Annotated in this window: 21 protein-coding genes; 20 read left to right on the forward strand and 1 reads right to left on the reverse strand. The window is 33.6% G+C overall.

The window, feature by feature from the left end:
- The first annotated feature begins 91 nt into the window (after window positions 1-91).
- From cooS to B5D41_RS03205, 15 genes are all read left to right on the forward strand, one after another.
- Window positions 92-2,014, forward strand: a complete 1,923-nt coding sequence (cooS, locus tag B5D41_RS03140; RefSeq protein ID WP_078809145.1) for an anaerobic carbon-monoxide dehydrogenase catalytic subunit — start codon at window positions 92-94, stop codon at window positions 2,012-2,014.
- 32 nt (window positions 2,015-2,046) lie between these two features.
- On the forward strand, window positions 2,047-4,173 hold the full coding sequence (gene acsB / locus B5D41_RS03145) for an acetyl-CoA decarbonylase/synthase complex subunit alpha/beta (RefSeq protein ID WP_078809146.1): 2,127 nt from the start codon (window positions 2,047-2,049) through the stop codon (window positions 4,171-4,173).
- Between the two features lie 144 nt (window positions 4,174-4,317).
- Entirely contained in the window at window positions 4,318-5,679 is a 1,362-nt protein-coding gene (gene acsC / locus B5D41_RS03150; RefSeq protein ID WP_078809147.1) for an acetyl-CoA decarbonylase/synthase complex subunit gamma, read from the forward strand.
- 44 nt (window positions 5,680-5,723) lie between these two features.
- Entirely contained in the window at window positions 5,724-7,643 is a 1,920-nt protein-coding gene (locus tag B5D41_RS03155; RefSeq protein ID WP_078809148.1) for an ASKHA domain-containing protein, read from the forward strand.
- Between the two features lie 48 nt (window positions 7,644-7,691).
- Window positions 7,692-8,447, forward strand: a complete 756-nt coding sequence (locus B5D41_RS03160) for an ATP-binding protein (RefSeq protein WP_078809149.1) — start codon at window positions 7,692-7,694, stop codon at window positions 8,445-8,447.
- A gap of 62 nt (window positions 8,448-8,509) precedes the next feature.
- Window positions 8,510-9,475, forward strand: coding sequence for a CO dehydrogenase/acetyl-CoA synthase subunit delta (cdhD, locus tag B5D41_RS03165; protein WP_078809150.1), 966 nt, complete (start codon window positions 8,510-8,512; stop codon window positions 9,473-9,475).
- A 79-nt stretch (window positions 9,476-9,554) separates the two neighbouring features.
- Window positions 9,555-10,346 carry a methyltetrahydrofolate cobalamin methyltransferase gene (locus B5D41_RS03170; protein ID WP_078809151.1) on the forward strand — a complete coding sequence of 264 codons (792 nt, stop codon included), beginning with the start codon at window positions 9,555-9,557 and terminating at the stop codon, window positions 10,344-10,346.
- A 256-nt stretch (window positions 10,347-10,602) separates the two neighbouring features.
- Entirely contained in the window at window positions 10,603-11,094 is a 492-nt protein-coding gene (nuoE, locus tag B5D41_RS03175) for an NADH-quinone oxidoreductase subunit NuoE (RefSeq protein WP_078809152.1), read from the forward strand.
- 32 nt (window positions 11,095-11,126) lie between these two features.
- Window positions 11,127-11,486, forward strand: a complete 360-nt coding sequence (locus tag B5D41_RS13960) for a (2Fe-2S) ferredoxin domain-containing protein (protein WP_143555649.1) — start codon at window positions 11,127-11,129, stop codon at window positions 11,484-11,486.
- A gap of 23 nt (window positions 11,487-11,509) precedes the next feature.
- The gene (nuoF, locus tag B5D41_RS03180) at window positions 11,510-13,003 is read left to right on the forward strand and encodes an NADH-quinone oxidoreductase subunit NuoF (RefSeq protein ID WP_143555650.1); all 1,494 of its coding nucleotides are present in this window, start codon (window positions 11,510-11,512) and stop codon (window positions 13,001-13,003) included.
- A gap of 88 nt (window positions 13,004-13,091) precedes the next feature.
- Entirely contained in the window at window positions 13,092-13,604 is a 513-nt protein-coding gene (locus B5D41_RS03185; protein ID WP_078809153.1) for a 4Fe-4S dicluster domain-containing protein, read from the forward strand.
- 21 nt (window positions 13,605-13,625) lie between these two features.
- The gene (locus B5D41_RS03190) at window positions 13,626-14,390 is read left to right on the forward strand and encodes a 2Fe-2S iron-sulfur cluster-binding protein (protein ID WP_078809154.1); all 765 of its coding nucleotides are present in this window, start codon (window positions 13,626-13,628) and stop codon (window positions 14,388-14,390) included.
- A gap of 176 nt (window positions 14,391-14,566) precedes the next feature.
- Entirely contained in the window at window positions 14,567-17,350 is a 2,784-nt protein-coding gene (locus tag B5D41_RS03195) for a UPF0182 family membrane protein (protein ID WP_078809155.1), read from the forward strand.
- Between the two features lie 174 nt (window positions 17,351-17,524).
- Window positions 17,525-18,547 (forward strand): DUF4899 domain-containing protein, encoded by a 1,023-nt coding sequence (locus B5D41_RS03200; RefSeq protein WP_078809156.1) that lies wholly within the window; start codon window positions 17,525-17,527, stop codon window positions 18,545-18,547.
- 82 nt (window positions 18,548-18,629) lie between these two features.
- Window positions 18,630-18,815 (forward strand): hypothetical protein, encoded by a 186-nt coding sequence (locus B5D41_RS03205; RefSeq protein WP_078809157.1) that lies wholly within the window; start codon window positions 18,630-18,632, stop codon window positions 18,813-18,815.
- Here B5D41_RS03205 and B5D41_RS03210 read toward each other — a convergent pair.
- The gene (locus B5D41_RS03210) at window positions 18,812-19,690 is read right to left on the reverse strand and encodes a VanW family protein (protein ID WP_078809158.1); all 879 of its coding nucleotides are present in this window, start codon (window positions 19,688-19,690) and stop codon (window positions 18,812-18,814) included. The two genes, B5D41_RS03205 and B5D41_RS03210, sit on opposite strands and share 4 nt — an antisense overlap.
- 164 nt (window positions 19,691-19,854) lie before the next feature.
- Here B5D41_RS03210 and B5D41_RS03215 point away from each other — a divergent pair, with 164 nt between their 5' ends.
- The 5 genes from B5D41_RS03215 (at window position 19,855) to B5D41_RS03235 (ending at window position 25,182) form a co-directional block, all read left to right on the forward strand.
- Window positions 19,855-20,913: a M42 family metallopeptidase gene (locus B5D41_RS03215; RefSeq protein ID WP_078809159.1), complete on the forward strand. Its 1,059-nt coding sequence runs from the start codon at window positions 19,855-19,857 to the stop codon at window positions 20,911-20,913.
- Window positions 20,904-21,941 (forward strand): M42 family metallopeptidase, encoded by a 1,038-nt coding sequence (locus B5D41_RS03220; protein WP_078809160.1) that lies wholly within the window; start codon window positions 20,904-20,906, stop codon window positions 21,939-21,941. Before B5D41_RS03215 ends, B5D41_RS03220 begins: the two co-directional genes overlap by 10 nt.
- Entirely contained in the window at window positions 21,925-22,914 is a 990-nt protein-coding gene (locus B5D41_RS03225; protein WP_078809161.1) for a M42 family metallopeptidase, read from the forward strand. The genes B5D41_RS03220 and B5D41_RS03225 overlap by 17 nt, the downstream gene beginning before the upstream one ends.
- A 114-nt stretch (window positions 22,915-23,028) precedes the next feature.
- A complete protein-coding gene (locus tag B5D41_RS03230) occupies window positions 23,029-23,790 on the forward strand; it encodes a class I SAM-dependent DNA methyltransferase (RefSeq protein WP_078809162.1) in 762 nt (253 codons plus the stop codon).
- Window positions 23,791-23,859: 69 nt separating this feature from the next.
- Window positions 23,860-25,182 (forward strand): multiheme c-type cytochrome, encoded by a 1,323-nt coding sequence (locus B5D41_RS03235; protein ID WP_078809163.1) that lies wholly within the window; start codon window positions 23,860-23,862, stop codon window positions 25,180-25,182.
- Window positions 25,183-25,429 lie beyond the last annotated feature (247 nt).

The raw sequence follows: 25,429 nt of genomic DNA on the forward strand, positions 1-25,429 counted from the left end.
TGGTGTGTGAAGAAGTATAAAGTGTACTCAAAATACTTAATTTTTAAAAACATAATTTTCTGAAAATAAGAACAAGGAGGTTGACAGATATATGAGTTTTGAATCTAAATCACAAGATCCTGCTAGTCAAGAAATGCTTCAGCTAGCAGCAGATAAAGGAATGGAGACAATTTGGGATCGCTATGAAGCGATGCAACCACAGTGTGGTTTTGGAAGTACTGGACTTTGCTGTACGAACTGTTTACAAGGACCTTGTAGAATTGATCCATTTGGCGAAGGGCCTAGTGAAGGGATTTGTGGAGTTAGAGATTATTCAGTTGTAGCTCGTAACTTAGTAAGAACAATTGTAGGTGGTACTGCTTCTCACTCTGATCATGCTCGTCACGTAGCAGAGTTATTAAGAGAGGTAGCTGCTGGTCATATTGAAGGTTATGAAGTGAAAGATGAAGAGAAATTAATGAAGGTTGCCAATAAGTTAGGATTAGAAACTGAAGGTAAAGATGTAAACGAGTTAACTAAAGAGGTAGCCGAAGAAGCAGTAGGTAACTTCATTGGATACCATGGTGAGGAAATGAGTTTCTTAAAGCCAATGGTACCAGAAATTCGTTACGAATTATTTAAAGAGTGCGATATTATTGCTACTGGAATTAATGATGTTATTAATCAAGCTATTCATAGAACAGCAATGGGGATGGATGCTGACCCAGTAAACTTGATTTTTGGAGGTTTGAAGGCTGCATTAGCTGACTTTGTTGGCTGTACTATAGGAACTGACTTATCAGATATATTCTTCGGAACTCCACAAGTAGTTGAGTCTGAAGCTAACTTAGGAGTCTTAGATGAGAATGCGGTTAACTTAGTAGTTCATGGTCACGAACCAGTTTTAAGTGAAAAGGTAATAGAAACGGCTAGAGCATTAGAAGATGAAGCAAAAGAAGCAGGGGCTGAAAATGGAATTAATGTTGTTGGTATTTGTTGTACAGGAAATGAGCTCTTAATGAGGCAGGGTGCTCCATTAGTAGCTAACTATGCTTCTCAAGAGCTAGCAATCATGACTGGAGCAGCAGATGCTATGGTAGTAGATATTCAGTGTATTATGCCATCATTAAAGAATGTAACTGATTGCTTCCATACTGAATTGATTACAACTATGCCACATGTTAAGATTCCTGGAGCAAGACATATTCAGTTCAGTGATACTACTGCTGATCAAGATGCAGAAGAGATAGTTAGAACTGCAATAGATGCTTATGGTAGACGTAATCCAGATACAGTTAATATTCCAGATCATAAGAGTAAGTTAATGGCTGGATTTAGTGTAGAAGCACTTATGGATGCTTTCAGTAAAATTAACGAAGAAGAGCCAATAAGTGTAATTACCGATGCAATTGCTGCTGGAGATATTAGAGGTATAGCAGTATTTGCTGGTTGTAATAATGTTAAGACACCACAAGATAGAAATCATGTGGAAGTTGCTAAAGAGTTAGCTAAGAATGATGTGTTATGTGTAGCTACTGGATGTGTAGCCAATGCATTCGGTAAGAATGGTCTATTACTTCCAGAAGCAGTTGAAAAGTATGCAGGTGAAGGACTTAAGAAATTCTTCAGTGAAGCAGCTGATGCTCTTGGAATGGAATTACCATTAATCTTACATATGGGTTCTTGTGTTGACAACTCCAGAGCGGTTGAATTAGGTACAGCTATTGCTAATTATTTAGGTGTAGATATCGGTGATTTACCATTAGTTGCTAGTGCACCTGAAGCCATGCATGAAAAGGCTGTGTCTATTGGTTCGTGGGCAGTTTCATTAGGATTACCTACTCATGTTGGAGTTGATGTGCCAATTACTGGTAGTTCTTTAGTAACTGAGGTCGGTACTAAGATTGCTAAGGATGTACTAGACGGTTACTTCATTATTGAAAAAGATCCTAAAGTTGCTGCTGAAAAGTTAATAGCAGAGATTGATGAACGTAACTGGTTATTAGAAATGAAGGCTAAAGCTAAAGAAGCGTAAATGAAAATGTTTAAGTATAAGGAGGAGATAAAATGTCTATAGATGTATGTAAAGCAGCGATTGAAGGGACTATAGTTGCTACTAGCTTTGCTGAACTTCGGCTTAATCAGGCACTTAATGAGTATGGTCCAGATACTGAGATAGCTTATCCTGATACTGGATATGAATTGCCTGTTATTTCAGGATTAGAAGGAACAAAGGTAACTAAGCTTGGACAATTACCAAGAATCCTAAATAAATTTAAGAAGAATCTAAAGCATGAATTTGACTTTGAAAATGCTAAAATGGCTGGTGAATTAACAGCTATATCAGCTGAGATTATTGAGGCCTTAAAGTATATTGGAGATGAAGATCCTTACGAAGATGAGGTATACACAGGATTTGTAAGTGATGGTGTATTAAGAGAATTAGGGGTACCTTTAGTAGACGGTACTATTCCTGGTATTGCATTACTTGTTGGTAAAGCTCGTAGCAGTGAAGAGGCTGCTGAGTTAGTTAAGGACTTACAAGGAAAAGGTATTTTAACAGTTCTTAATGACCAAATTATTGAGCAATTAATTGAAGAGGATGTTAAGATCGGTCTTGATTACTTAACTATTCCTTTAGGTCATTTTACTCAGGTAATCCACGTTGTTAACTTTGCTGTAAGAGCAGCATTAGCTTTTGGTGGTGAAGAACGTGGTGACTATGAAGCTATTTTAACTTATATTAGAGATAGAATTAAAGCATTCGTACTTGTTTTAGGCGATCTAGATGAGGTTAGAATTGCAGCTGGAATGGCAGCTAACCATTTAGGATTACCAGTTATCACTGACCAGGATGTACAAGAAGTTCCTGATTGGTTTGTAACTGAAAAGGACTATGAGGAAGCAGTTCTATTAGGACTTGAATTACAGGATATTCATATTGAAATTGTAGATATTCCAGTACCAATTACTGTAGGACCTGCTTTTGAAGGAGAGCAAATCAGAAGTGATGGTATGTATGTTGAGTTCGGTGGACAAAGAACTCCAGCATGTGAGTTAGTAAAGATGAGAGAAAAAGAGGAAATAGAGGATGGAAAAGTAGAAGTAATCGGACCAGACATTGATGATATTGAAGATGGTGACAAGTTACCATTAGGAATCATGGTTGATGTTTATGGTCGAAATATGGAAGAGGATTTTGAAGGTGTATTTGAAAGAAGAGTTCACTACTTCTGCAACTATGGTGAAGGATTATGGCACGTAGGTCAGCGTGACATCAACTGGGTTCGAATTAGTAAAGAAGCTGTAGAGAAAGGATTTACAATTGAGGGTATAGGTCACATCTTATACGCTAAGTTTAAGTCTGAATATCCATCATTAATTGATAGACTTCAAGTAAGAATTGTTACTGATGAAGACAAAATTGATGAAGTATTAGATGAAGCTCGAGAACGTTACACGAAGCGTGACGATAGAATGAGAGAATTAACTGATGAGTCAGTAGATGTATTCTATGACTGTACTTTATGTCAGTCTTTTGCACCAGATCACGTATGTATTGTAACTCCTGACCGAGTTGGATTATGTGGAGCAGTTAGTTGGTTAGATGCTAAAGCCGCTTATGAAATTGAACCAACTGGACCTAACCAGCCTGTTGAATTAGGTGAATGTATAGATGAGCATAATGGGCAATGGACAGGATGTAATGAAAGACAGTATAAGGAATCAAGCGGTAAGATTGAAGAAGTAAATATTTATTCAATCATAGATAATCCAATGACTTCTTGTGGATGTTTTGAGGCAATCATGGCTATGCTTCCAGAAGCAAATGGCTTCATGATTGTAAACCGTGAATTTTCTGATCAAACTCCTGTTGGTATGAAGTTCTCTACTTTAGCTGGTACAGTAGGTGGAGGAAATCAGACTCCAGGATTTATGGGAATCGGTAAATCTTACGTTTCTAGCCCTAAGTTTGTTAAGGGTGATGGTGGTATAAGAAGAATAGTTTGGATGCCGAAAGAATTAAAAGAGCATTTAAGGGATGACATTGAGCGACGTGGTGAAGAACTAGGTCTTGATAACTTCTATGATATGATTGCTGATGAAACTGTAGGAGAGACTGTAGATGAAATCTTGCCATATTTAGAAGAGAAGGGACATCCTGCTTTGGAAATGGATCCACTTATGGGATAATTTAGATTCCAATAATTATTAATTACTAATTAAAAAGTATAGAAGATTGAGCAGAAAGCAGTTTACTATATTACTGTTCAATCTTCTATAAAAATAAATATGTTAAAAAACTAAAGAAAACAATATGAAAGGAGAAATCAGATTATGGGTTTAACAGGATTAGAAATTTATAAGAAATTACCGCAAACTAATTGTGGTGAATGTGGACCTCCTACTTGTTTAGCTTTTGCTATGCAATTAGCAGAAGGAAAGGCTAAATTAGATCAGTGTCCTGACGTTTCAGATGAGGCAAAGCAGGCTTTAAATGCTGCTTCAGCACCTCCAATTGAAACAGTTGCTATGGGGACTGGTGATTATGAAATAGAGGTAGGTGGAGAGACAGAATTATTTAGACATGATAAGACTTTCTTCAATCAACCAGGGGTTGCAATTTCAGTGAGTGATGAAGAAGGTGCGGATGATATTGCCGATAAGATAGAGAAAATTAATGCTTTAACTTTTGAGAGAGTTGGGCAGGTAATTGAATTAGGTATGATTGCAGTTGTAAATGATTCTGATGATGCTGATACTTTTGTAGAAGCAGTAAAAGTAGTAGCAGAAAATACAGAGAGAACTTTAATTTTAGTTTCTCAGGATCCAGCAGCTATTGAGGGAGCTTTAGCAGAAGTTGCTGATAGAAATCCGTTGATTTATGCTGCAGTAGAAGCTAATTATGAAGAAATGACAGAATTAGCTAAAGAGAATGAATGTCCATTAGCTGTTAAGGGGGATGACCTAGATAGTTTAGCTGAGTTAACTAAGAAGGTAAAAGATTTAGATTATGATAACTTAGTTATTGATTCTGGTTCTAGAGATACAGCTCAAGTATTAGCTGATCAGACAGTAATTAGAAGATTAAGTATTAAGAAGAAATTTAGACCTGTTGGATTCCCAACTATAACATTTACTGAAGCAGATACTGTTGCAGAAGAGGTCATGCAAGCTAGTACTTATGTATCTAAGTATGCTGGTATAGTAGTCTTAAGTAATGCTCTTGAATTAGCTGAAGTATTACCATTATTAACAGTGAGACAGAATATCTATACAGATCCAAGAGTGCCTGTTACAGTTGAACCAAATAAGGTATATGAGGTTGGTGAACCTGATGAGACATCACCAGTATTTATCACTACTAACTTCTCATTATCTTATTATAGTGTAGAAGGAGATGTAAGTGGTGGTAAACTTGATGCTTACATTATCCCAATTGATACAGATGGTACTTCTGTACTTACTGGTTGGGCTGCTGATAAGTTTGGTGGTAAGAAGATTGGTGAAATCATGACTGAGGAAACTGATATTGAAGATAGAGTAAATCATAAAAAGGTTATTATTCCAGGTCATGTAGCAGTAATTAGTGGTAAGTTAGAAGAAGCATCTGGTTGGGATGTTCTTGTAGGACCACGTGAATGTTCTGGAATTCCAAGTTATATTGCCAGTAGATGGGAACAAGAATTAGGAGCATAACCTGACCGATAGTAACCAGTTTGACTAATGGGAGGGGAATACAAATGGCAGGATATACTGTAAGTTTTTTGCCAAATGAGATAGAGATAAATTGTGATTCAGGAACTAATTTATTAGAATTAGCAGCAGATGCTGGTGTTGAAATTAAAGCAGTCTGTGGTGGGGCTGGAAGCTGTGGTAAATGCCAGGTTATTGTTAAAGAAGGTAAAGTTAATAAACTTGATCAGGGGATTCTTTCCCCTGACAAGTTAGAACAAGGTTATGTCCTGGCATGTAAAGCAGAAGTAATCAGTGATGTAGTTATAGAAGTTCCACCAGAATCACGACTAAGTAAACATCAGATTCTACTTGATGATGATATGGGAGATGGAGAATACTTAACTGAGGAAGATTTAAATATAGATGATAGGGTAGAATTGTCTCCATTATATCAAAGATTAGAGTTAGAATTAAATGAACCATCATTAGTTGATAATGCTAGTGATTTAGAAAGATTATATACTGAAATTAATCGAGACCGAAATTTACCAGATTTAAAAACACCATTACCTGTTTTAAAAGAACTAGCTTCTCATTTGCGAGAATATGATTGGGAAACAGGAGTTTCTTTAGCAGCAGTTAATGGGAATTATGAGGTTGCTGAATTAAGTGCGCCAGATGATGAGAATTCTGATTATGGAATTGCTGTTGATATTGGAACTACTACTTTGGCTTTAAATTTAGTAGATCTAAGTACTGGTAAGACAGTAGCAATGGAAGGTGCTTATAATAAACAGGCGAATTATGGTGATGATGTAATTGGTAGAATTAATTTTGTTAAAGAAAATGATGGTGGTTTAGAAAGATTACATCAATCTATAATTAAAAGCATTAATGAATTAATAGAAAATGCTGCTACTAAGCAAGGTATAGAACATTCTGATATCAAGACAGCAGTTTTTGCAGGTAATACAACTATGGCTCATCTATTCTTAGGAATTGATCCAAATAATATTAGACTGGATCCATATATTCCAACTTTAAACTTTATTCCACCTGTAAGAGCTAATGAATTAGGCATCAATATTAAAGAAGAATCGTGGGTTTATTGTTTACCAGGGGTAGCTAGTTTTGTAGGTGGAGATATTACATCTGGAGTCTTAGCTACAGAGTTATCTAAACAGGATAAGATTACTTTATTTATTGATATTGGTACTAATGGTGAGTTAGTATTAGGAAATCAGGATTGGTTAATGACTTGTTCTTGTTCAGCCGGCCCTGCATTTGAAGGGGGAGGAATTGAGTATGGTATGAGAGCAATGACTGGTGCTATTGAACTTTTCGATATAGATGAAGAGACTTATGAGATGAAGTATAGTACCATTGATGATGCTCCTCCAATAGGAGTCTGTGGGTCAGGCTTAATAAATCTAATAGCAATATTAAATGAAGTGGGAATTATTAACCGTTCTGGTAAATTCGATTCAGAGTTGGAACATGAAAGGTTAAGAGATAGAGATTATGAAAAAGAATTCGTGTTGGTTCCAAAAGAAGAAGCTGGAATTGATAAGGATATAGTAATTACAGAAAATGATATTAAGAATTTACTAAGATCTAAGGGAGCGATTTATGCTGGTATTAGAATGATGCTTAGAAATATGTCATTAACTGAAGACTTTATTGAACAAGTCTTAGTTGCCGGAGGTTTTGGAAATTATATTAATTTAGATGATGCTAAGAAAATAGGATTACTTCCGGATTTGCCAGCAGATAAATTTAAATTTGTGGGGAATACTTCTTTAAAAGGTGCTAAGATAAGTCTGTTATCGAAAGATGCCTTTGATAGAGTAGAAGAAATTGCTAAGAAAATGACTTACTTAGAGTTAAGTGCTGAAGACCAAAGTCAAGACTTTATGGATGAGTTTGTTTCAGCACAGTTTATTCCACATACCGATTTAAGTCTATTTCCTTCTGTTACAGAGTAACAGATTTACAACTAAATCTTTTAAATCAACGGTGGAGAGGTGAAAATTATGAATATAGCAGTAGCGGGAAAAGGTGGAACAGGAAAGACTACATTTAGCTCTTTATTAATTAGAACATTAATTAATAATAAAGCAAGACCAATTTTAGCTGTAGATGCTGATGCAAATGCTAATCTAAATGAAGCATTAGGGATGGATATTCATACTACTATAACTAAACTATTAACAGATTTTAAAGAAATGAAAGGTAGACCGCCTGGAGGAATGGATAAAGCTAGTTATGTGGAATATCAACTACAGAGTTCAATAGTTGAAGAAAAAGATGTAGATTTATTAGTGATGGGAGGACCAGTTGGTCCAGGTTGTTATTGTTACCCAAATGATCTTTTAAAGGGATTTATAGATAGTTTAAGTGATGGTTATCCATATGTAGTGATGGATAATGAAGCAGGATTAGAGCACTTAAGTAGACGTACTACTCAAGATATAGATATCTTGTTTGTCATTAGTGATGCTAGTGCGAGAGGAATCCGTTCTGCTGGTCGAGTTAAAGATATTGTAGATAATATTAAACTTGAAATTGATCAGTTATATTTAATAATTACTAAAACACCTGATAATGCACTTGAAGCATTAGGAGAAGAAATTGAAAAGACTGGTTTAGAAGTGATCGGGATAATTCCTCATGATCCTAAAATTGCTGAATATGATTTACATGGTAAACCATTAGTGGATTTACCAGATGATTCTTCAGCAGTAGAAGCTGTTAAAGAAATCATAGAAAAGACTGTTTTAGCTGATTAAAGGTTTAAAAATAAATCTTCCAATCAAGAAATTTATTAAAACAAGAGAAAGGGGCGTATAAAATGGCAGTAGAAATGTTAAAAGAAAAGTGGAGTGGCCAAGTAGAAGAACTAACTATTGGCGCTACAGAAGAAGATGGAGGAACTAGAACATCTACAGTAACAGTTGGAGGTGAAACTGCACTTCCTTTCCTACATTTTGAAGGTGAATTTCCTCATAGACCAGTTGTGGCGTTTGAAATTAATGATGAAGAACCAGTAGATATGCCAGAATCATTAGTTGAAGTATGGGGTGATGTTTGGGCAGATCCAGTTGATTGGGCTAAGAAAGCTGTTGAAGAGTATGATGCTGAATTACTTGCTCTAAAACTAGACAGTGCTAATCCAAATGGGGAAGATGCTTCTGGTGAAGAAGTAGTTGAGACTGTGCAAGCAGTTTTAGATGCAGTAGGAGTACCATTAATTATCATTGGTTGTGGTGATTCTGAAAAGGATAATGAAATTCTAAAAGCAGTTGCTGAAGCTACTGAGGGTGAGAATTTATTATTTGGAATCGCTGAAGAAGATAATTATAAGACAATTGCTGGAGCTTGTATGATTCATGAACATAGCATTATTGCTCAGTCTCCAGTAGATGTGAATATATGTAAGCAGTTAAATATCTTACTTACTGATATGGGTATTAAAGAGAATAAAATTGTTATTGACCCAATTATCAGTGGTCTAGGTTATGGTATGGAGTATTCTTATTCGATTATGGAAAGAATTCGTTTAGGTGCCCTAAGAGATGATAAGATGTTATCTATGCCGATAATCAACTTTATTGGTGAAGATGGTTGGAAAGCAAAAGAAGCATCAGCATCTAAAGAAGAGTTTCCTAGTTGGGGAGAGCAATCAGTTAGAGGTCCTTTATGGGAAACATTAACTGCAGTACCATTATTACAGGCAGGGGCTGATCTATTAGTAATTTGGCATCCTGAAACTGCAGAAAATCTTGATAAGCATATAGCAGAATTAATGGAAAAGTAAAGAAGATTAGTATTTAAAGTGACATAGCTATTAGCTAAGTTACTCTAAATTTAATAAAATTTAAGGGGGAGTTTACAAAATGATCATAATTGGCGAAAGAATCAATGGAATGTTCAATGATATTGGTGAAGCTATTAAGAATCAAGATCCAAAGCCTATCCAAGAGTGGGCTGTGAAGCAATTAGAAGCAGGAGCAACTTATCTTGATGCTAACGTAGGACCTGCAGTTGAAGATTCACCGGAAGTAATGAAGTGGTTAGTTGAAGTTATTCAGGATGAAGTTGATGCTCCAGTTGCTTTAGATACTACTAATATTGATGCTATTGAAGCAGGCTTAGAAGTACATAAAGGAACTGCTATGATTAATTCTACAACTGCTGAACAAGATAAGTTAGATAAACTTTTACCTTTAGTAAAAGAGTATGAGGCAGAATTAATCGGTTTAGCTATGGATAAATCAGGAGTTCCTAAGGACTCTGAAACTAGAACGGCTAAGGCTATGCAAATTATAGCTAATGCTGATGCTCATGGAATTCCAATGGAGAATATTTTCATTGATCCACTAATTTTACCGGTTAATGTTGCTCAGGAACATGCTCCTGAAGTATTAGACACTATTCGTCAGGTAAAGCTATTGGCTGACCCTGCTCCTAAAACTGTATTAGGATTAAGTAATGTGTCTCAGAATTGTAATAATATGAAGTTAATCAACCGTACTTTCATGGTTATGGCTATGGCAGCTGGATTAGATGCAGCTATTATGGAAGCTAACGATGAAGGATTAGTTGATTCTATTGCAACAGCTGAAATTTTATTAGGTAACGATGTATATTGTGATTCATTCTTAAATCAGTTTAGAAAAACTTCCTAAGTCATAGTATTTTATAGATTCTATGAATTAAGAAGTAAATTTTATGGAATTGAGGAGCAGATCTGCTCCTCAATTTTTTAAAAGAGAAAAGTAATAAGGGCTAGTAAGCTATCCATTTTAATTTTTAATATAATTGATTGATCTAGGAGGTGGATTAATTAAGATACTATCAATTAAAATGAAATAAATATTAATTATGAATAAATCAGGAGTAAAGATAATAGATTGATTACAAAAGGTAAGGAGGGATTATATAATGGCTTGTCAATGTGGATGTTCAGAGGAGAATAATGAGAAATATCTATCGCCATTAAGAGAGATTTTAGAAAGTTATGAGCAGAAAGCAGAAGATTTAATTCCGGTCTTACAGGATGCTCAGGAAGAGTATGGTTATTTACCTAAGACAGTTTTAAGAGAAATTGCAGATAGTTTAGATATTTTCTTTAGTGAGGTTTATGGAGTAGCTACTTTTTATTCTCAATTTCATTTAGAACCTCGAGGTGAAAATGTTATTAGAGTCTGTATGGGAACTGCTTGTCATGTTAAAGGTGGAGCACAGATTCTAGAAGCTGTACAGAATGAATTAGGTATTGAAGCTGGTGAGACGACAGAAGACCTTGAATTTACTGTAGAGTCAGTAGCCTGTATTGGTGCTTGTGGTTTAGCACCGGTAATTATGGTGAACGAAGATACTCATGGAAGATTAGTGCCTAGTCAAATTTCTGAAATTTTAGCTCAGTATAAATAGAGTAAAAGATAATTTAGACGGAGGTGAATGAGGTGGAATCATTAGCAAAATTGAAAGAATCTAGAGAAAAATTTAGTAAAGAATTAGAGTTGGTCTCTGAAAAACCGCAAATAATTATTGGCTTCGGTACTTGCGGAATTGCTGCAGGAGCTAGAAAAATTTTGACAGCTATTGAGACTGAAGTTGAAGAACGGGAATTAGATGTAGCTGTCAGTCAAACGGGCTGTATAGGTCTGTGCGAAAAAGAACCATTAGTAGATATTAAGTTACCGGGAGAAGATAGAGTTACTTATGGTAATTTAAGTGTTGATGATGTAGAGAAAATTATTGCTGAACATGTTATAGAGGGTAAAGTTGTAGAGAATTTAGCAATTGCGAGGTTAGAAGATTAATTATAAGATAGGAGGTAAAAGTAATGGATAATATTCCAGCTTATAAAGAGCTTGACGTTTACAAAAAACAGCGCCGAATAGCATTGGCCAATTGTGGTCGAATCGATCCAGAAAGGATTGAGGAGTATATTGTGGCCGGTGGTTATGAAGCATTAGGTAAAGCATTAACAGAAATGACCTCTCAGGAAGTCATTGATGAAGTTAAAGAAGCTGGCTTGCGTGGCCGTGGTGGTGGAGGTTTTCCAACAGGTCTTAAGTGGCAGTCTGCTCATGATGCTGAAGGTGATAAGAAGTATATTGTATGTAATGCTGATGAAGGAGATCCAGGTGCATTTATGGATCGAAGTATATTAGAAGGAGATCCTCATAGAGTACTTGAAGGTATGGTTATTGCCGGTTATGCAGTTGGTTCTGATGAAGGGTATATTTATGCTAGAGCTGAGTACCCACTAGCCATTAAAAGATTGAAGAAGGCTATTGCTCAAGCACGCGAACATGGTTTATTAGGAGAAAACTTGTTTGGAACGGACTTTAGTTTTGATGTTCATATTAAAGCTGGTGCCGGGGCTTTCGTTTGTGGTGAAGAAACAGCTTTAATGGCTTCCATTGAAGGTAGACGAGGAATGCCAGAACCTAGACCTCCGTATCCAACTGAAAAAGGTTTATGGGGTAACCCTACTAATATCAATAACGTAGAAACTTATGCAAATGTTTCAACGATAATTGAAGAGGGTGCTAAAGAATTTAAGTCAGTTGGAACTGAGAATAGCAAAGGAACTAAAGTATTTGCTCTAGCAGGTAAGATTAATAATACTGGTCTAGTTGAAGTTCCAATGGGAATTACAATGAAAGAGGTCATTTACGATATAGGTGGTGGAATTCCTAATGATAAGGAATTTAAAGCAGTACAGATCGGTGGTCCTTCTGGAGGTTGTCTGCCAGAAGAAAAGACAGACCTACCTATAGATTATGATTCATTAGTTGAAGTTGGAGCAATGATGGGATCAGGTGGATTAATCGTTATGGATGAAGACACTTGTATGGTAGATGTAGCTCGATTCTTCTTAAACTTTACAGTGTCAGAGTCTTGTGGTAAGTGTACTCCTTGTTCTGAAGGTACTAAGAGAATGTTGGATATCCTAGAAAGGATTGCTGAAGGTAAAGGTAAAGCTGAAGATCTAGATGAATTAAAAAATCTAGGTGAAACTATAAAGGATACTGCATTATGTGGTTTAGGTCAAACCGCTCCTAATCCTGTATTGTCAACATTAAATTATTTCAAAGGTGAATATGAAGCGCATGTAGAAGATAGGGAGTGTCCTGCGGGAGTATGTAAGTCATTAATTGAATACGATATTACTGATGAGTGTACTGGTTGTACTAGTTGTGTAGATGTATGTCCAGTAGATGCTATCAGTGGAGAAGCGAAAGAAGAGCATACTATAGATAAGAGTGAGTGTACTAAATGTGGTACTTGTATAGATGTTTGTCCTGTTGATGCGATAGTCAAAGGATAATCTATAAACTCAAGGAATAAGAATTGCTGAGAAATAAAAGAAAGTTTGATGGAAATTATGACTAAGCACATAGGAAAGAGGGGATAAAATGGAAAAGATAATTCATGTTGACTTAGATAAATGCATGACATGTCATACATGTGAGATAGAGTGCGCTACTGCACACTCTGACTCGAAAAATCTGTTGGCAGCTATTCAAGAAGACCCTCTACCACAGCAAAGGATAAGTGTAGAATACGTAAAAGGAGCTAATATTCTTTGGCAGTGTCGACATTGTGAAGATGCTCCTTGTGAGACTATTTGTCCTACAGGCGCTATAGGTAGAGAAAATTCCGAATCTCCAGTTGTGGTAGACGATGATAAATGTTTAGGTTGTAAGATGTGTATCAAAGTTGGATGTCCTTATGGAATCTTGAAAGAAGATAATGCAGGCGGTGTTGTGACGAAATGTGACTTCTGTATAGAAGATGGGGAAACAGAACCATCGTGTGTATCAGGATGTCCTACAAATGCAATGAAGTTCATAAGTGTAGAAGAACTTTCTGAAGAGGAAAAAGAAGAATCTGGAAATGTGATTTATAAAAGAGTGAGTACACAATAAGGAAAGGGAAGGAGTGATATAATGAAAGTAACAATTGACGGTAGAGATGTTGAGCTACAGGAACAAAAGACCATTCTTAAATTGGCAAAGGAAATGGATATTAATATCCCAACCTTATGCCACCATGAAGGTTTAAGTAATTATGGTTCTTGTAGATTGTGTATTGTAGAAATAAGTAATAATGGTAATGCGGAGATAGACACTTCCTGTACTAGATACGCAGAGGATGGCATGGTAATTGAAACTGAAACAGAAAAGTTGAAAGAAAGGCGACAACTTATAGGCGAACTTTTATTAGCTCAGGCTCCAGAATCAGAAAAACTGAAAGATAAGTTACAAGAATTAGGAGTTACAAAAACTAGATTTGAAGCTAAAGATTCTGATTGTATAGTATGTGGTAGATGTGTTAGAGCTTGTAATGAGGAAGTAGGAACTGGAGCTATAAGCTTTGTAGGAAGAGGTTATGAGACTAAGGTTGATACGCCATTCTCCATCAATTCTGATGTCTGTATAGGATGTACCTCTTGTGCTGAAGTTTGTCCTACAGGTGCTATAGAGGTTGAAGATGAAGGTGCAACTAGATACATCCGATATTTCAATACAGAACTTGAACTTAAAAAGTGTGAAGAATGTGGAGATTATATCAATCCTGAAAGAATGATAGAAAAATTAAAGGAAGAAGACTTCTCATATTACCCAGAAGAGAACTTTAACTTATGTGTAAATTGTAGACGTAGTAGAGAAATGAACAAATTTGCAGACAAAGTTTTGGAGGCAAGTAAGTAAAGATTTATATTTACAAAAAAGAATTTTACTTTGAGTTAATAAAGTAGCCAAAATTTTGGCTGCTTTATTTTTTGATGATTTAATGTTTATTTGTATAATTACAGGAGGAATATTCCAAACTATAAGAAGGAGAAATTAATTGTGAATAGAAAAGTAGTTAAGAAAGGAGGGATAAAATGAAGTTTATTAGAAGATCAATTTTTATTATAGTAGCTTTAGTTTTAATTCTTAGTTCATTATTCTTTGCTGGTATTAAGTTTTATACTGATTGGTTATGGTTTGCAAATACCGGCTATCTATCAGTCTTTAAGACTATTTTCTTTACTAAAGTCTGGAGCCAGGTTAGCATTGGAATTCTTTTTGCAATCTTTATTTTTATCAATCTACTACTGACTAAGAAAGAGATCTTAAACTTCAAAGAAAAAGAAAAATTTGTAAATAATAATATAGATAATGATCAATTAGCAGCAGAAAGGAATCAATTATTAGAGGTGGTTAATGGCAAGAGATTGACTTGGGTATTCTTAGGAATAAGTGTCCTAGTTAGTCTTTTATTTGGAAGTATTAATTCTGACACATGGTTAATAGTCAAAGAGTTTTTAAATGGGAGTTCTTTCGGTATAACTGATCCTATCTTTAATAATGATATTGGATTCTATATTTTCACTTTGCCGTTTTATAAATTGACTTATCAATTATTAACTACAATGTTAGTGGTAAGTGGAGTCATTACAGGAGGAATTTATCTTTTTATTAACTCAAAAGATTTATTAAGTGAAAATATTACTGCTGATTCTAGAGCTAAATATCATCTTTCAGTATTAGTAGCTTTATTTATGTTGTTAAAAGCCGGGGGATATTGGCTATCTAGGTATAACTTACTTTATTCCGATAGAGGAGTCGTTTTTGGGGCCAGTTATACTGATATAAATGCTAATTTATTAGCTCTTAAAATTCTAGCAGTTATTTCTGCTATAGTAGCTATCTTTATGATCATTAGTATCTTTACTAGAAATTTAAAATTAGTATTTGGTGGAATAGTAGCTCTGATCATAGTTTCAATTATTTTAGGCAGTGTTTATCCAGCATTAATACAGCAGTTTAGGGTTGAACCAAATGAAATTGCCAAAGAAAGTCCATATATTAAACATAATATTAAGTTTACCAAATTAGCATATAATTTAGATGAAATCGAAGAAAAGGAGTTTCCGGTTGATGAAGATCTAATTGCAGAAGATATTAAAGATAATGCTGCAACTATTAATAATATTCGGTTATGGGATAGTAGACCTTTAAAACAGACTTATAGCCAATTACAAGAGATGAGACTATATTACAATTTTGGTAATGTGGATATAGATCGCTATAACATAAATGGTGAATATCGACAAGTAATGTTATCAGCACGAGAACTAAATCAAGATCAATTACCTAATCGAGCTAGCACTTGGATTAATCGTAAATTAAAGTATACTCATGGATTTGGGTTAGCTATGAATTATGTTAATCAAATTACTTCTGAAGGGTTTCCTGAATTTTTGATTAAGAATATACCACCAGAATCTAGTCTTGATTTAAAGGTTAAGGAACCAAGAATTTATTTTGGAGAGCAGACTAACAATTATGTAATTGCTAATAATAGATCTAAAGAATTTGATTATCCAGTTGGAGACAATAACGCATATAATGATTATCAAGGGCCAGGTGGAGTTGAACTTAATTCAATTATTAGAAAGTTAGCATTTGCTTTTAGATTTGGAACTGCAAAATTGATTCTTAATAGTGATATTCAAGATGATAGCCGTTTACTATTTTATCGTAATATTAAAAAACGGATTAATCGAATAGCTCCATTCTTAGGTTATGATGGAGACCCTTATTTAGTCTTAAATGATGATGGAAGATTATATTGGATCCAAGATGCTTATACACTTACTAATATGTATCCGTATTCTGAACCATTTAATGATTCGCTTAATTATATTCGGAATTCAGTTAAAATTGTGATTGATGCTTATACTGGTGAAGTTAATTATTACATAGTTGATAAATCAGATCCATTAGCTAAAACATATAGTAAGATATTTCCGCAATTATTTAAACAATTTACCCAAATGCCAGAAGGATTAAAGAAGCATATTAGGTATCCAGAGGATTTATTTAAGATTCAATCTCAGCTTTATAAAACATATCATATGGAGGATCCAATAGTATTCTATAATAAAGAAGACTTATGGACAATTCCTAATGAAAAGTTTTCAGGAAGCAGTATACAGATGGAACCTTATTACACAATTATGAAATTACCTGATGAAGAAAAAGAAGAATTTATTTTAATGTTACCTTTTACTCCATCTAAAAAGAATAATATGATTTCTTGGTTAGCTGCCAAATCTGATGGAGAAGATTATGGTAAGCTTATACTATATAAGTTTCCAAAACAGCGTTTAATTTATGGACCAATGCAGATAGAAGCTCGAATAGATCAAGATTCTAATATATCACAAAAATTAAGTTTATGGAACCAAAGAGGATCTCGAGTAATTCGAGGAAATCTATTAGTAATTCCAATTGAGCAATCAATATTATATGTAGAGCCTATATATTTACAAGCTAATCAGAGTCAACTACCACAAATGAAGCGTGTAATAGTAGCATATGGTGATGAATTAGTAATGACTAGAAATTTAGATGCAGCTTTTGCTAAAATATTTGAGAGTACAGCTCCACCAGAAAAAGAAACACAGCCAAAAGCTAAAATTAAGGATAAGGATTTAATAGGAATTAAAAACTTAACTAAACGTGCCTTAAATTTCTATAACCAAGCACAGGATAGTCTACGTAAAGGAGATTGGGGCGAATATGGAAAAAGAGTTAATAGATTGCAACAGATTTTAGAGAGGTTGAATTCAGAAGTAGCTTTGGATTCAAATCAAGAATCAAATTTAAAAGCAGAATAAATAAGGTAGTTAATATAAAGGTCAGCTGAATTCAGCTGACCTTTATAAATTTTCAATAAGTTAATCTATAATAAAGGACTATTTAAAGAATATACAGAAATAAAAAATATAATATATTATATGATTTTAGAAGGTGTATTTAACTATATAAGTTTAAATAGGGTGGGGGTTTAAATGGATTCTAAATTACAGGTCATTCAAGCAAATAGCAATCTTGATGAAGTGGAAGCAAAGTTGGCTTTAGATTTAGCTGAAGGTGATGTTAATCAGGCTTTAAATATGGTGGAGTATGTAGCAAAACCTTTCTTTACTTTGCAAATTAAATTTCAAGGAGAACATTCAAGAAAAATTTATGGTTTAATAAATTTTATAGCTGATGGGAAAAATGGTGAACTTTTAAATTTAAACGTTGTTACTACATATAATCGAGAGGTTTTAAATATCGGGATAGAAGTTAGCAATAAAGCATTTAATCAAACTATTGAAGAAATTAAAGAAGAAGGTAGTAATTCTTACGATACTGAAATTAGGCAAGCATTTTATAATAAACTCCATTCAGCAGATATTTTTGAATTATTTACTGAAGTTAAGAAAGAGAAGACTAGAAATGTTAAAGCTGCTATTGAAGAAGTTTTGGATGGGATTTTTGATAAAGGAATTAAAGTTTATGTAGCTGATAATTTGATGACTAAAGCCCAAATACAACAGTTGACGGAACTTACTATTGAAAGTAATTCAAGAGATGAAGTAGAGGAAAATGAACAGGAAACGGGATTATCGATTTATCTTAAATGTGCTCCTATTATTTCTGCAGTTCATGGTACTAAAGTTGAGGATTTACAAGAAGGTGATGAAATTTTAGTTAAGATTGTAGATACAAGAGAAATAGGGGCTTATTTAGCTAATTTGATTAGTACTAATGGGAAATATATATCTACAGGGGTTATTACACAGATTTACTTTAATGAAGAGTCTAAAAGATATACTTTAATGGTCGAGTTTGGGCCTAAAATTTATGGTAAGCTATTAATTGATGGTGAAGTTAAGTTAGCTTTAGCTGAGGAATTGTTAGAAGAGCAAGAGAATGATAATAAGCCAGAAGAAAGATTAAGTTTAAATGTTGATTCTTTAGGGCCATTATTAGTTTTATTTTTAATGTTAATAATTTTAATTATTGTTTTATTACAAGTTATTTAATGATTAGTTTTGTATAAGAACTGGTTTTAAGACTAAAACTATCTATAGTCTTTATAATAGGTTATAGAAAGGACATCATTATATGGGAATTAAGTGTTATCATTGTGGTTCTATGAATACTCATTTTAAAGAAGATATTTTAAGTGATTGTTGTCAAAAAAAGAAAGAGGGTGAAAAATGGTTTTGTAAAGATTGTAAAAGTATCTTTAGTTTCTTTGTTGTTTATTCCGATGATGAAGAACCATGTTGTCATAAGAAATCTAATTAATTTATTTGATGTATTTGTAGCAAGTAAATAACTACTTTATTATCTATTATTTTTCCTATAATAGTAATTGGAAACTTTTTATTATTTTTAAATTTTAAATCTTTAAACCCTGGCACTACAGTAGCATCCTGACCTGTTGGTACATAATTAACCTTAAATGAATGAGGATGTCTTTCTACTATCTTTAAATTAGCTTGTAATAAAGTGTTATATAGAGTAGATGAAACTTGACAAACACCTCCACCATAAGCTGGTTTTAATTGATTATTAATAATTGCTGGTGCTTGTTGGTATCCATTTTTAGCTGTTAAACTACCAATTACTTGGTTAAATGAAAATGAATTTTGGGAGTTTATTATTAAACCGGTTAATTCTTTTAAAGCAATACTAATATTATTTAATCTTGATGAATTATTATTCTGTAAAGGGGTAGCATAAGTGCTTAAAAAGCTTACTTTAAGTTTAAAATTATTAAGGTTAATCCATTTTTTTTGGTTCTTTAATATAAATTTGGATGTGATTAGAGGTTTGATTTTAGTGGATATTAAGTTAAATTTTGTTCCAGTACTAGCTGTTAATAATTGATTAGTCATTCTTTCAATGTTAAGTTTAGCACCATATTTTTCAGGAATTATTTTTTTGTTATCAGGGTCTATATATGCATTTTTAGGATTAATTTCTTCTTTGTTTTGTAATCTTTTTAAATATTTCTTTAATTCTCGTTGGTTAAGGGGTTCCAGATTTATCTCTTCTAATTGGATTCCTGGTTCTACTATTTGATTTCTATAGGTTTTAAAATTTATGTTACTGATTATAATTGGAGTAAGCAAGAATATAATAGTTAATATTAGGCTCTGAAATAATTTATTATTCATTTTGACAACTCCTTTTTATTTTATTATCACTACTATGTATTCTTTATATTCGTAATTATATATCCAATGGTCTATTTTATATCTAAATTTGATTTAATTTATGTACTTATTAAATTTTTGGAAAGTTATTTTAATAAATAGTTTTTATGGAGGGAGGACTAAATTTGGAAAATAAAGATTTTTTAAAGAAATTATCTAATCAAACTGGAATTTCAGGTTCAGAAGAGAAATTATCTAAAATGGTAAGAGAAGTATTTAGTAAATATACAGATGAGATTAAAACAGACCCTTTAGGTAATTTAATTACCTTAAGGAAAGGAGAAAGCAGTTCAGAAGCAGCTCCTAAAGTGATGTTAGCTGCTCATATGGATGAAATAGGATTGATGGTTAAAAAAATAGATGATAAAGGATTCTTAAAATTTACTACTGTAGGTGGAATTGATCAGCGAACTTTAGTTGGTCAAGAGGTGTTAATTTATGGGGAAGAAGTTCTACAAGGGATTATTGGTGTGAAACCGCCCCATGTACAAGATGCAAATGAACGAAAGAAAGCAGCAAAATTAAAAGATATGTATGTAGATGTAGGTAGAAGTGTAGAGGAAGTGAAAGATTTAGTTAGAATTGGGGATTTAATAATAGTTCGAAGAGATTTTACTGAACTAAATGGAAATAGAGTTAGTGGTAAGGCATTGGATGATAGAGCCGGTGTTACTATGATTTTAGAATGTTTTAAAGAATTACAACGTTTACGGCATACAGCAGATGTTTATGGAGTGGCAACTGTACAAGAAGAGGTAGGAGTTAGAGGTGCTACAACTAGTACTTATGGCATTGTGCCTGATATTGGAATTGCTATTGATGTTTGTCATGGTGAAATGCCAGGAGTTTCTGATGAAGAGACTTCTAATTTAGGTGAGGGACCGGTGATTACTTTAGGACCTCAAGTGCATCCTAAATTACATGAAGAGTTAAAAAATGTAGCTCAAAATTATGATATTAATTATCAGATTGATATTGATACTAATCCTCGGGGGACAGACGCTTTTGCAATTCAGATTACTAAGAGTGGAATACCGACTGCTTTGATTTCTATTCCACTTAGATATATGCATACCTCTGTAGAGACTATAGATTTAACAGATATTGAAAAAGGCGGACGATTATTGGCTAATTTTATTAGTCAGATTGATTCTGAATTTGTGGAGGGGTTAAAATGCTTTTAGATAAATTATCTGAAGCAGTTGGAGTTTCAGGAGCTGAATATGAAATTCGTGATTTAATTAAAGAAGAAGTGAAGGATTATGTTAATGAGATTAAGACTGATTCTTTAGGTAATTTGATTGTCTATAAAGATGGAGATTCTTCATTACCTACTTTATTACTATCAGCGCATATGGATGAGATTGGTTTGATGATCACTAAAATAGAAAAAAATGGATTATTAAGCTTTAAACCTGTAGGTGCTGTAGATAAGCGAGTATTAATTTCTAAAAAAGTAGTTGTGGGTAAAGATAAAGTTCCAGGAATAATAGGAGCTAAGGCTATTCATCTTCAAAAGTCTAGTGAGCGCAAAAGGCCGCTTAAAATAAAACAGTTATATATTGATATTGGTGCTAATGATCAAAAAACTGCCAAAAAACTAGTTAATCTTGGGGATACAGCTACATTTGCTACTAAGTTTTCTGAATTAGGAGAAAAGACAGTAAAAGGTAAAGCTTTTGACGACCGAGTGGGTTGTTCTATTTTAGTGGAGTTACTGAAGAAAGATTATGATTTTCCATTTTATGGAGTTTTTGCGGTTCAAGAAGAGGTTGGTTTAAGGGGAGCTGGAGTAGCAGCTTATGATATTGAACCGGATTTAGCAATTATTTTAGAAGGAACAACTGCGTCTGATGTGCCGGAGAGTAAAGAACATGCTTATTCTACCACAGTAGGTAAAGGTCCTGCTTTAACTATGATGGATATGACTATAATTCCTAATAAAGAATTATTACAAGGTATTATTAAAACAGCTGATGAGAATCAAATAGATTATCAGTTTAGACGTTCTACATCTGCAGGTACTGATGCAGGTAAAGTCCATTTATTAAAAGAAGGAATTCCGACAGTAGTTATATCTCTACCTGTCCGCTATATTCATTCACCAATTTCTTTATTAAATTTAGATGACTATCAAGCAGCTAAGGGTTTAGTAGATAAGTTTTGTGAAAAAATAGCGCAAGGAGGTTTTAGTATTGAAAGAGATTATTAAAGATTTAGTAAAGACTTATGGACCATCGGGACATGAAACTAAAGTAGCTGAATTAATTAAAAGTCAAATTGAGGATAATATAGATGAAATCAGAATGGATAATATGGGAAACTTAATAGCAGTAAAAAAAGGTGAAAGTGATAAAAAGGTAATGCTTGCTGCGCATATGGATCAAATAGGGTTGATAGTAACTCATATTGATGAGAATGGATTTATTAGGTTTTCAAATGTTGGCGGAGTTTCTCCTTATGTATTATTAGGAGAAAGAGTAATCTTTGCTAATGGTGTAGAAGGAACTATAGGTAAAGAGAAGCTAGATAGTATTAAAGAACTTAAATTAAGTAAGATGTATATAGATGTAGGGTTAGATAGTGAAGAGAAAGTTAAAGAGAAGATAAAGATTGGTGATGTGGCAACATATAATCGAGGATTTTCTGATTTAGGAGATAGAGTTGTTGCTCAAGCTTTAGATGACAGAGCTGGTTGTGCGGTTTTAATAGAAACGATTAAAGAGTTAGATGAAGTGGAGAATGATACTTATTTTGTTTTTACTGTGCAAGAAGAGGTAGGAATTAGAGGAGCACAGACTTCTGCTTTTGGAATTGATCCAGATATAGGAATTGCAGTAGATGTAACAGCTACAGGTGACACTCCAGAGGCTCGGACTATGGCTGTCTCTTTAGGAGAAGGCCCAGCAATCAAGATTAAAGATCGTTCTGTGATTACTCATCCTAAGGTTAAAGATTTAATGGTCAAGGTGGCAGAACAAGAAGAGATTCCATATCAATTTGAAGTATTAGAATTTGGTGGAACAGATGCGGGAAGTATTCATTTAACTAGAGAAGGTGTTCCAACAGGTGTCTTATCGATTCCAGCAAGATATATACATACTCCTAGTGAAATGGTTGATTATGGTGATTTAGAGCATAGTGTTAAATTATTGAGTGGTATCTTACAAGAAAAGATTGATTAATCTTTAAAATATAAAAATAGATAATTGTGGGAAGAGTTTTTATCTAGACTCTTCTCACATTTATCATTTATAAGATGTAATTTATATTATAATGAATAATGAGGAGGTAAAGTAATGGGAGAGAGTCAAAAAGAGTATAAAGATTTAGCTTCTATCTATGATTATTTAGTAGCTACAATAGATTATGATGACTGGTTTAAATATATTCAGAAAATTTTGAATAGAATAAATTATACTCCAAATTCAGTGGCTGATTTAGCTTGTGGCACTGGAGAAACTACGATTCCTTTTGCTAAACAGGGGATTAGTAGTTATGGGATTGATATTTCTAAAAAGATGTTAGAAGTAGCAGATATTAAAGCAAAGAATAATGATTTGGATATAACATATCTTGAACAAGACATGAAAGAATTAGATTTACCAGAAGTTGTTGATTTAATAGTCTCTTATCATGATGGGATGAATTATATTTTATCAATATCTGACTTACATCAGGTCTTCAATCGAGCATATAAGAATTTAGTTAATGATGGTTACTTTATTTTTGATCTTAATTCAGTTAATCGATTTCAAGGAGTGGAAGATGAAGAAGGAATAACTATTATTGATGAGGATAAAAGATTTTTAGCTTGGCAGACTGATTATGATCAATTACTTGATATTTGGACTATTGATTTAACAGGGTTTATTGAAGTTGAAGAGGGATTATATCGTCGCTTTAAGGAGAGTCATCGTGAAAAGTATTATTCTGAGGGAGAGGTACTCTCTACTTTACAAAAAGTAGGCTTTAAGGTAGAGGATTATTATGAAGCATTTACCTGGCAAAAACCAGGCCATAATTCATCAAGAATTATGTATATAGCAAAAAAAGTTTAATTCATATACATAACCTTCCTCGAAATGATAAATATTATAAAGTAGATAAACTTAGAGGAGGGAAGTGTCATGAATAGAAAAGGTCAGAATGTTGCTGTAACATTAATTCTATTAATTATCTTTTTAATAACTTTAACACAATTATCATGGGCTCAAAGTACTGATGAACAGTGTTTAAATTGTCATGAAGGACAGACTCCAAATATTATTGATGAATGGGAGAAGAGTAAGCATTATGAAGGCGGTGTAGGGTGTTATACCTGTCATAAGGCAGAAGAGAGTGATAAAGATGCACAAAAACATTATAATGACGTTTATATTTCTCCTATAGTTTCACCAAAAGACTGTTCTACCTGTCATCAAGAATATGTAGAAGAATTTAATGAAAGTTTACATGAAAAAGGTGCAGAATTTGTAATAGCTTTTGAGGAGAAGAATAAAGACCCAAATTACTTAGCATATAAAGTGCAAGGAGCAGCATCAAGTCATGCCGGATGTGAACAGTGTCATGGTAGTCGGGTAAAAGTATTAGATAATGGGAAATTAGATCCGATGACCTGGCCTAATACTGGAATTGGAAGAATCAATCCTGATGGAAGTCGAGGTACTTGTTCGGCTTGTCATACTAGACATGCTTTTTCAATTGAGGAATCTAGAAGAGCTGAAGCCTGTTATACTTGTCATGTAGGTCCAGACCATCCACAAAAAGGAATCTATCAGGAGTCAAAACATGGTGCCATTTATGAAGCAGAAGGTGATACGTGGAATTGGACTGCTCCAGTAGGTGAATGGGGAGTAGAAAATTATAGAGCCCCAACCTGTGCTACTTGTCATATGGCTGGATTAGGAGATACTGAAGCTACACATAATATTAGTGAAAGGTTATCATGGGAATTAGAAACACCTTTATCTAGTCATACTGATAATTGGAAAGAAGAAAGAAGTAAGATGAAAGAGGTCTGTCGACAGTGTCATTCATCTTCTTGGGTAAACGGTATGTATACTCAAGCTGATGCTGTAGTAGAATTATATAACGAAGAATATTATAAGCCAGTTACTAAGATATATAATGATCTTAAAGAGCGGGGATTACTTACTAAAAAGAAATATGATGAAGCTATAGATTATAAGTATTTTGAGCTTTGGCATCATGAAGGTAGAAGAGCAAGAATGGGAGCTTTTATGCAAGGACCTGATTATGTGCAATGGCATGGTTTTTATGAATTAGCTAAACATAAAGCAGAATTCAATGATATGGTGGCAGAGATTAAAGTTGCTGGCGGTAGTGAAGATAAGACTTCTACTGAAAGCTTACCAGCTATCCCTTATTTAGGAACTGGATTAGCAATTCTAGCATTATTAGCTGCTATGTATGCTATCTTTAAAGATTAATATAAGTTTGACTAATGACATTTATAGTAATTTATTCAATAAAGTAACTTTAGTATAAGTGTATATTTGATTAATAATAATGGGCAATATATCTCTAAAGTAGTTCTCAAAAAATAGTCTGAGGTTATGAAAATAAGACGGTTATTTCTTGAGATTAAGCTAAAAAGTGTGAGAAGAATAACACACTATAGAGATATATTGTCCATATTTTTATTAATATTAAGTTATTTTTGAAAATAATCGTTTC

Origin of the sequence: Selenihalanaerobacter shriftii, assembly GCF_900167185.1 — a bacterium.
Lineage (GTDB): Bacteria > Bacillota > Halanaerobiia > Halobacteroidales > Acetohalobiaceae > Selenihalanaerobacter > Selenihalanaerobacter shriftii.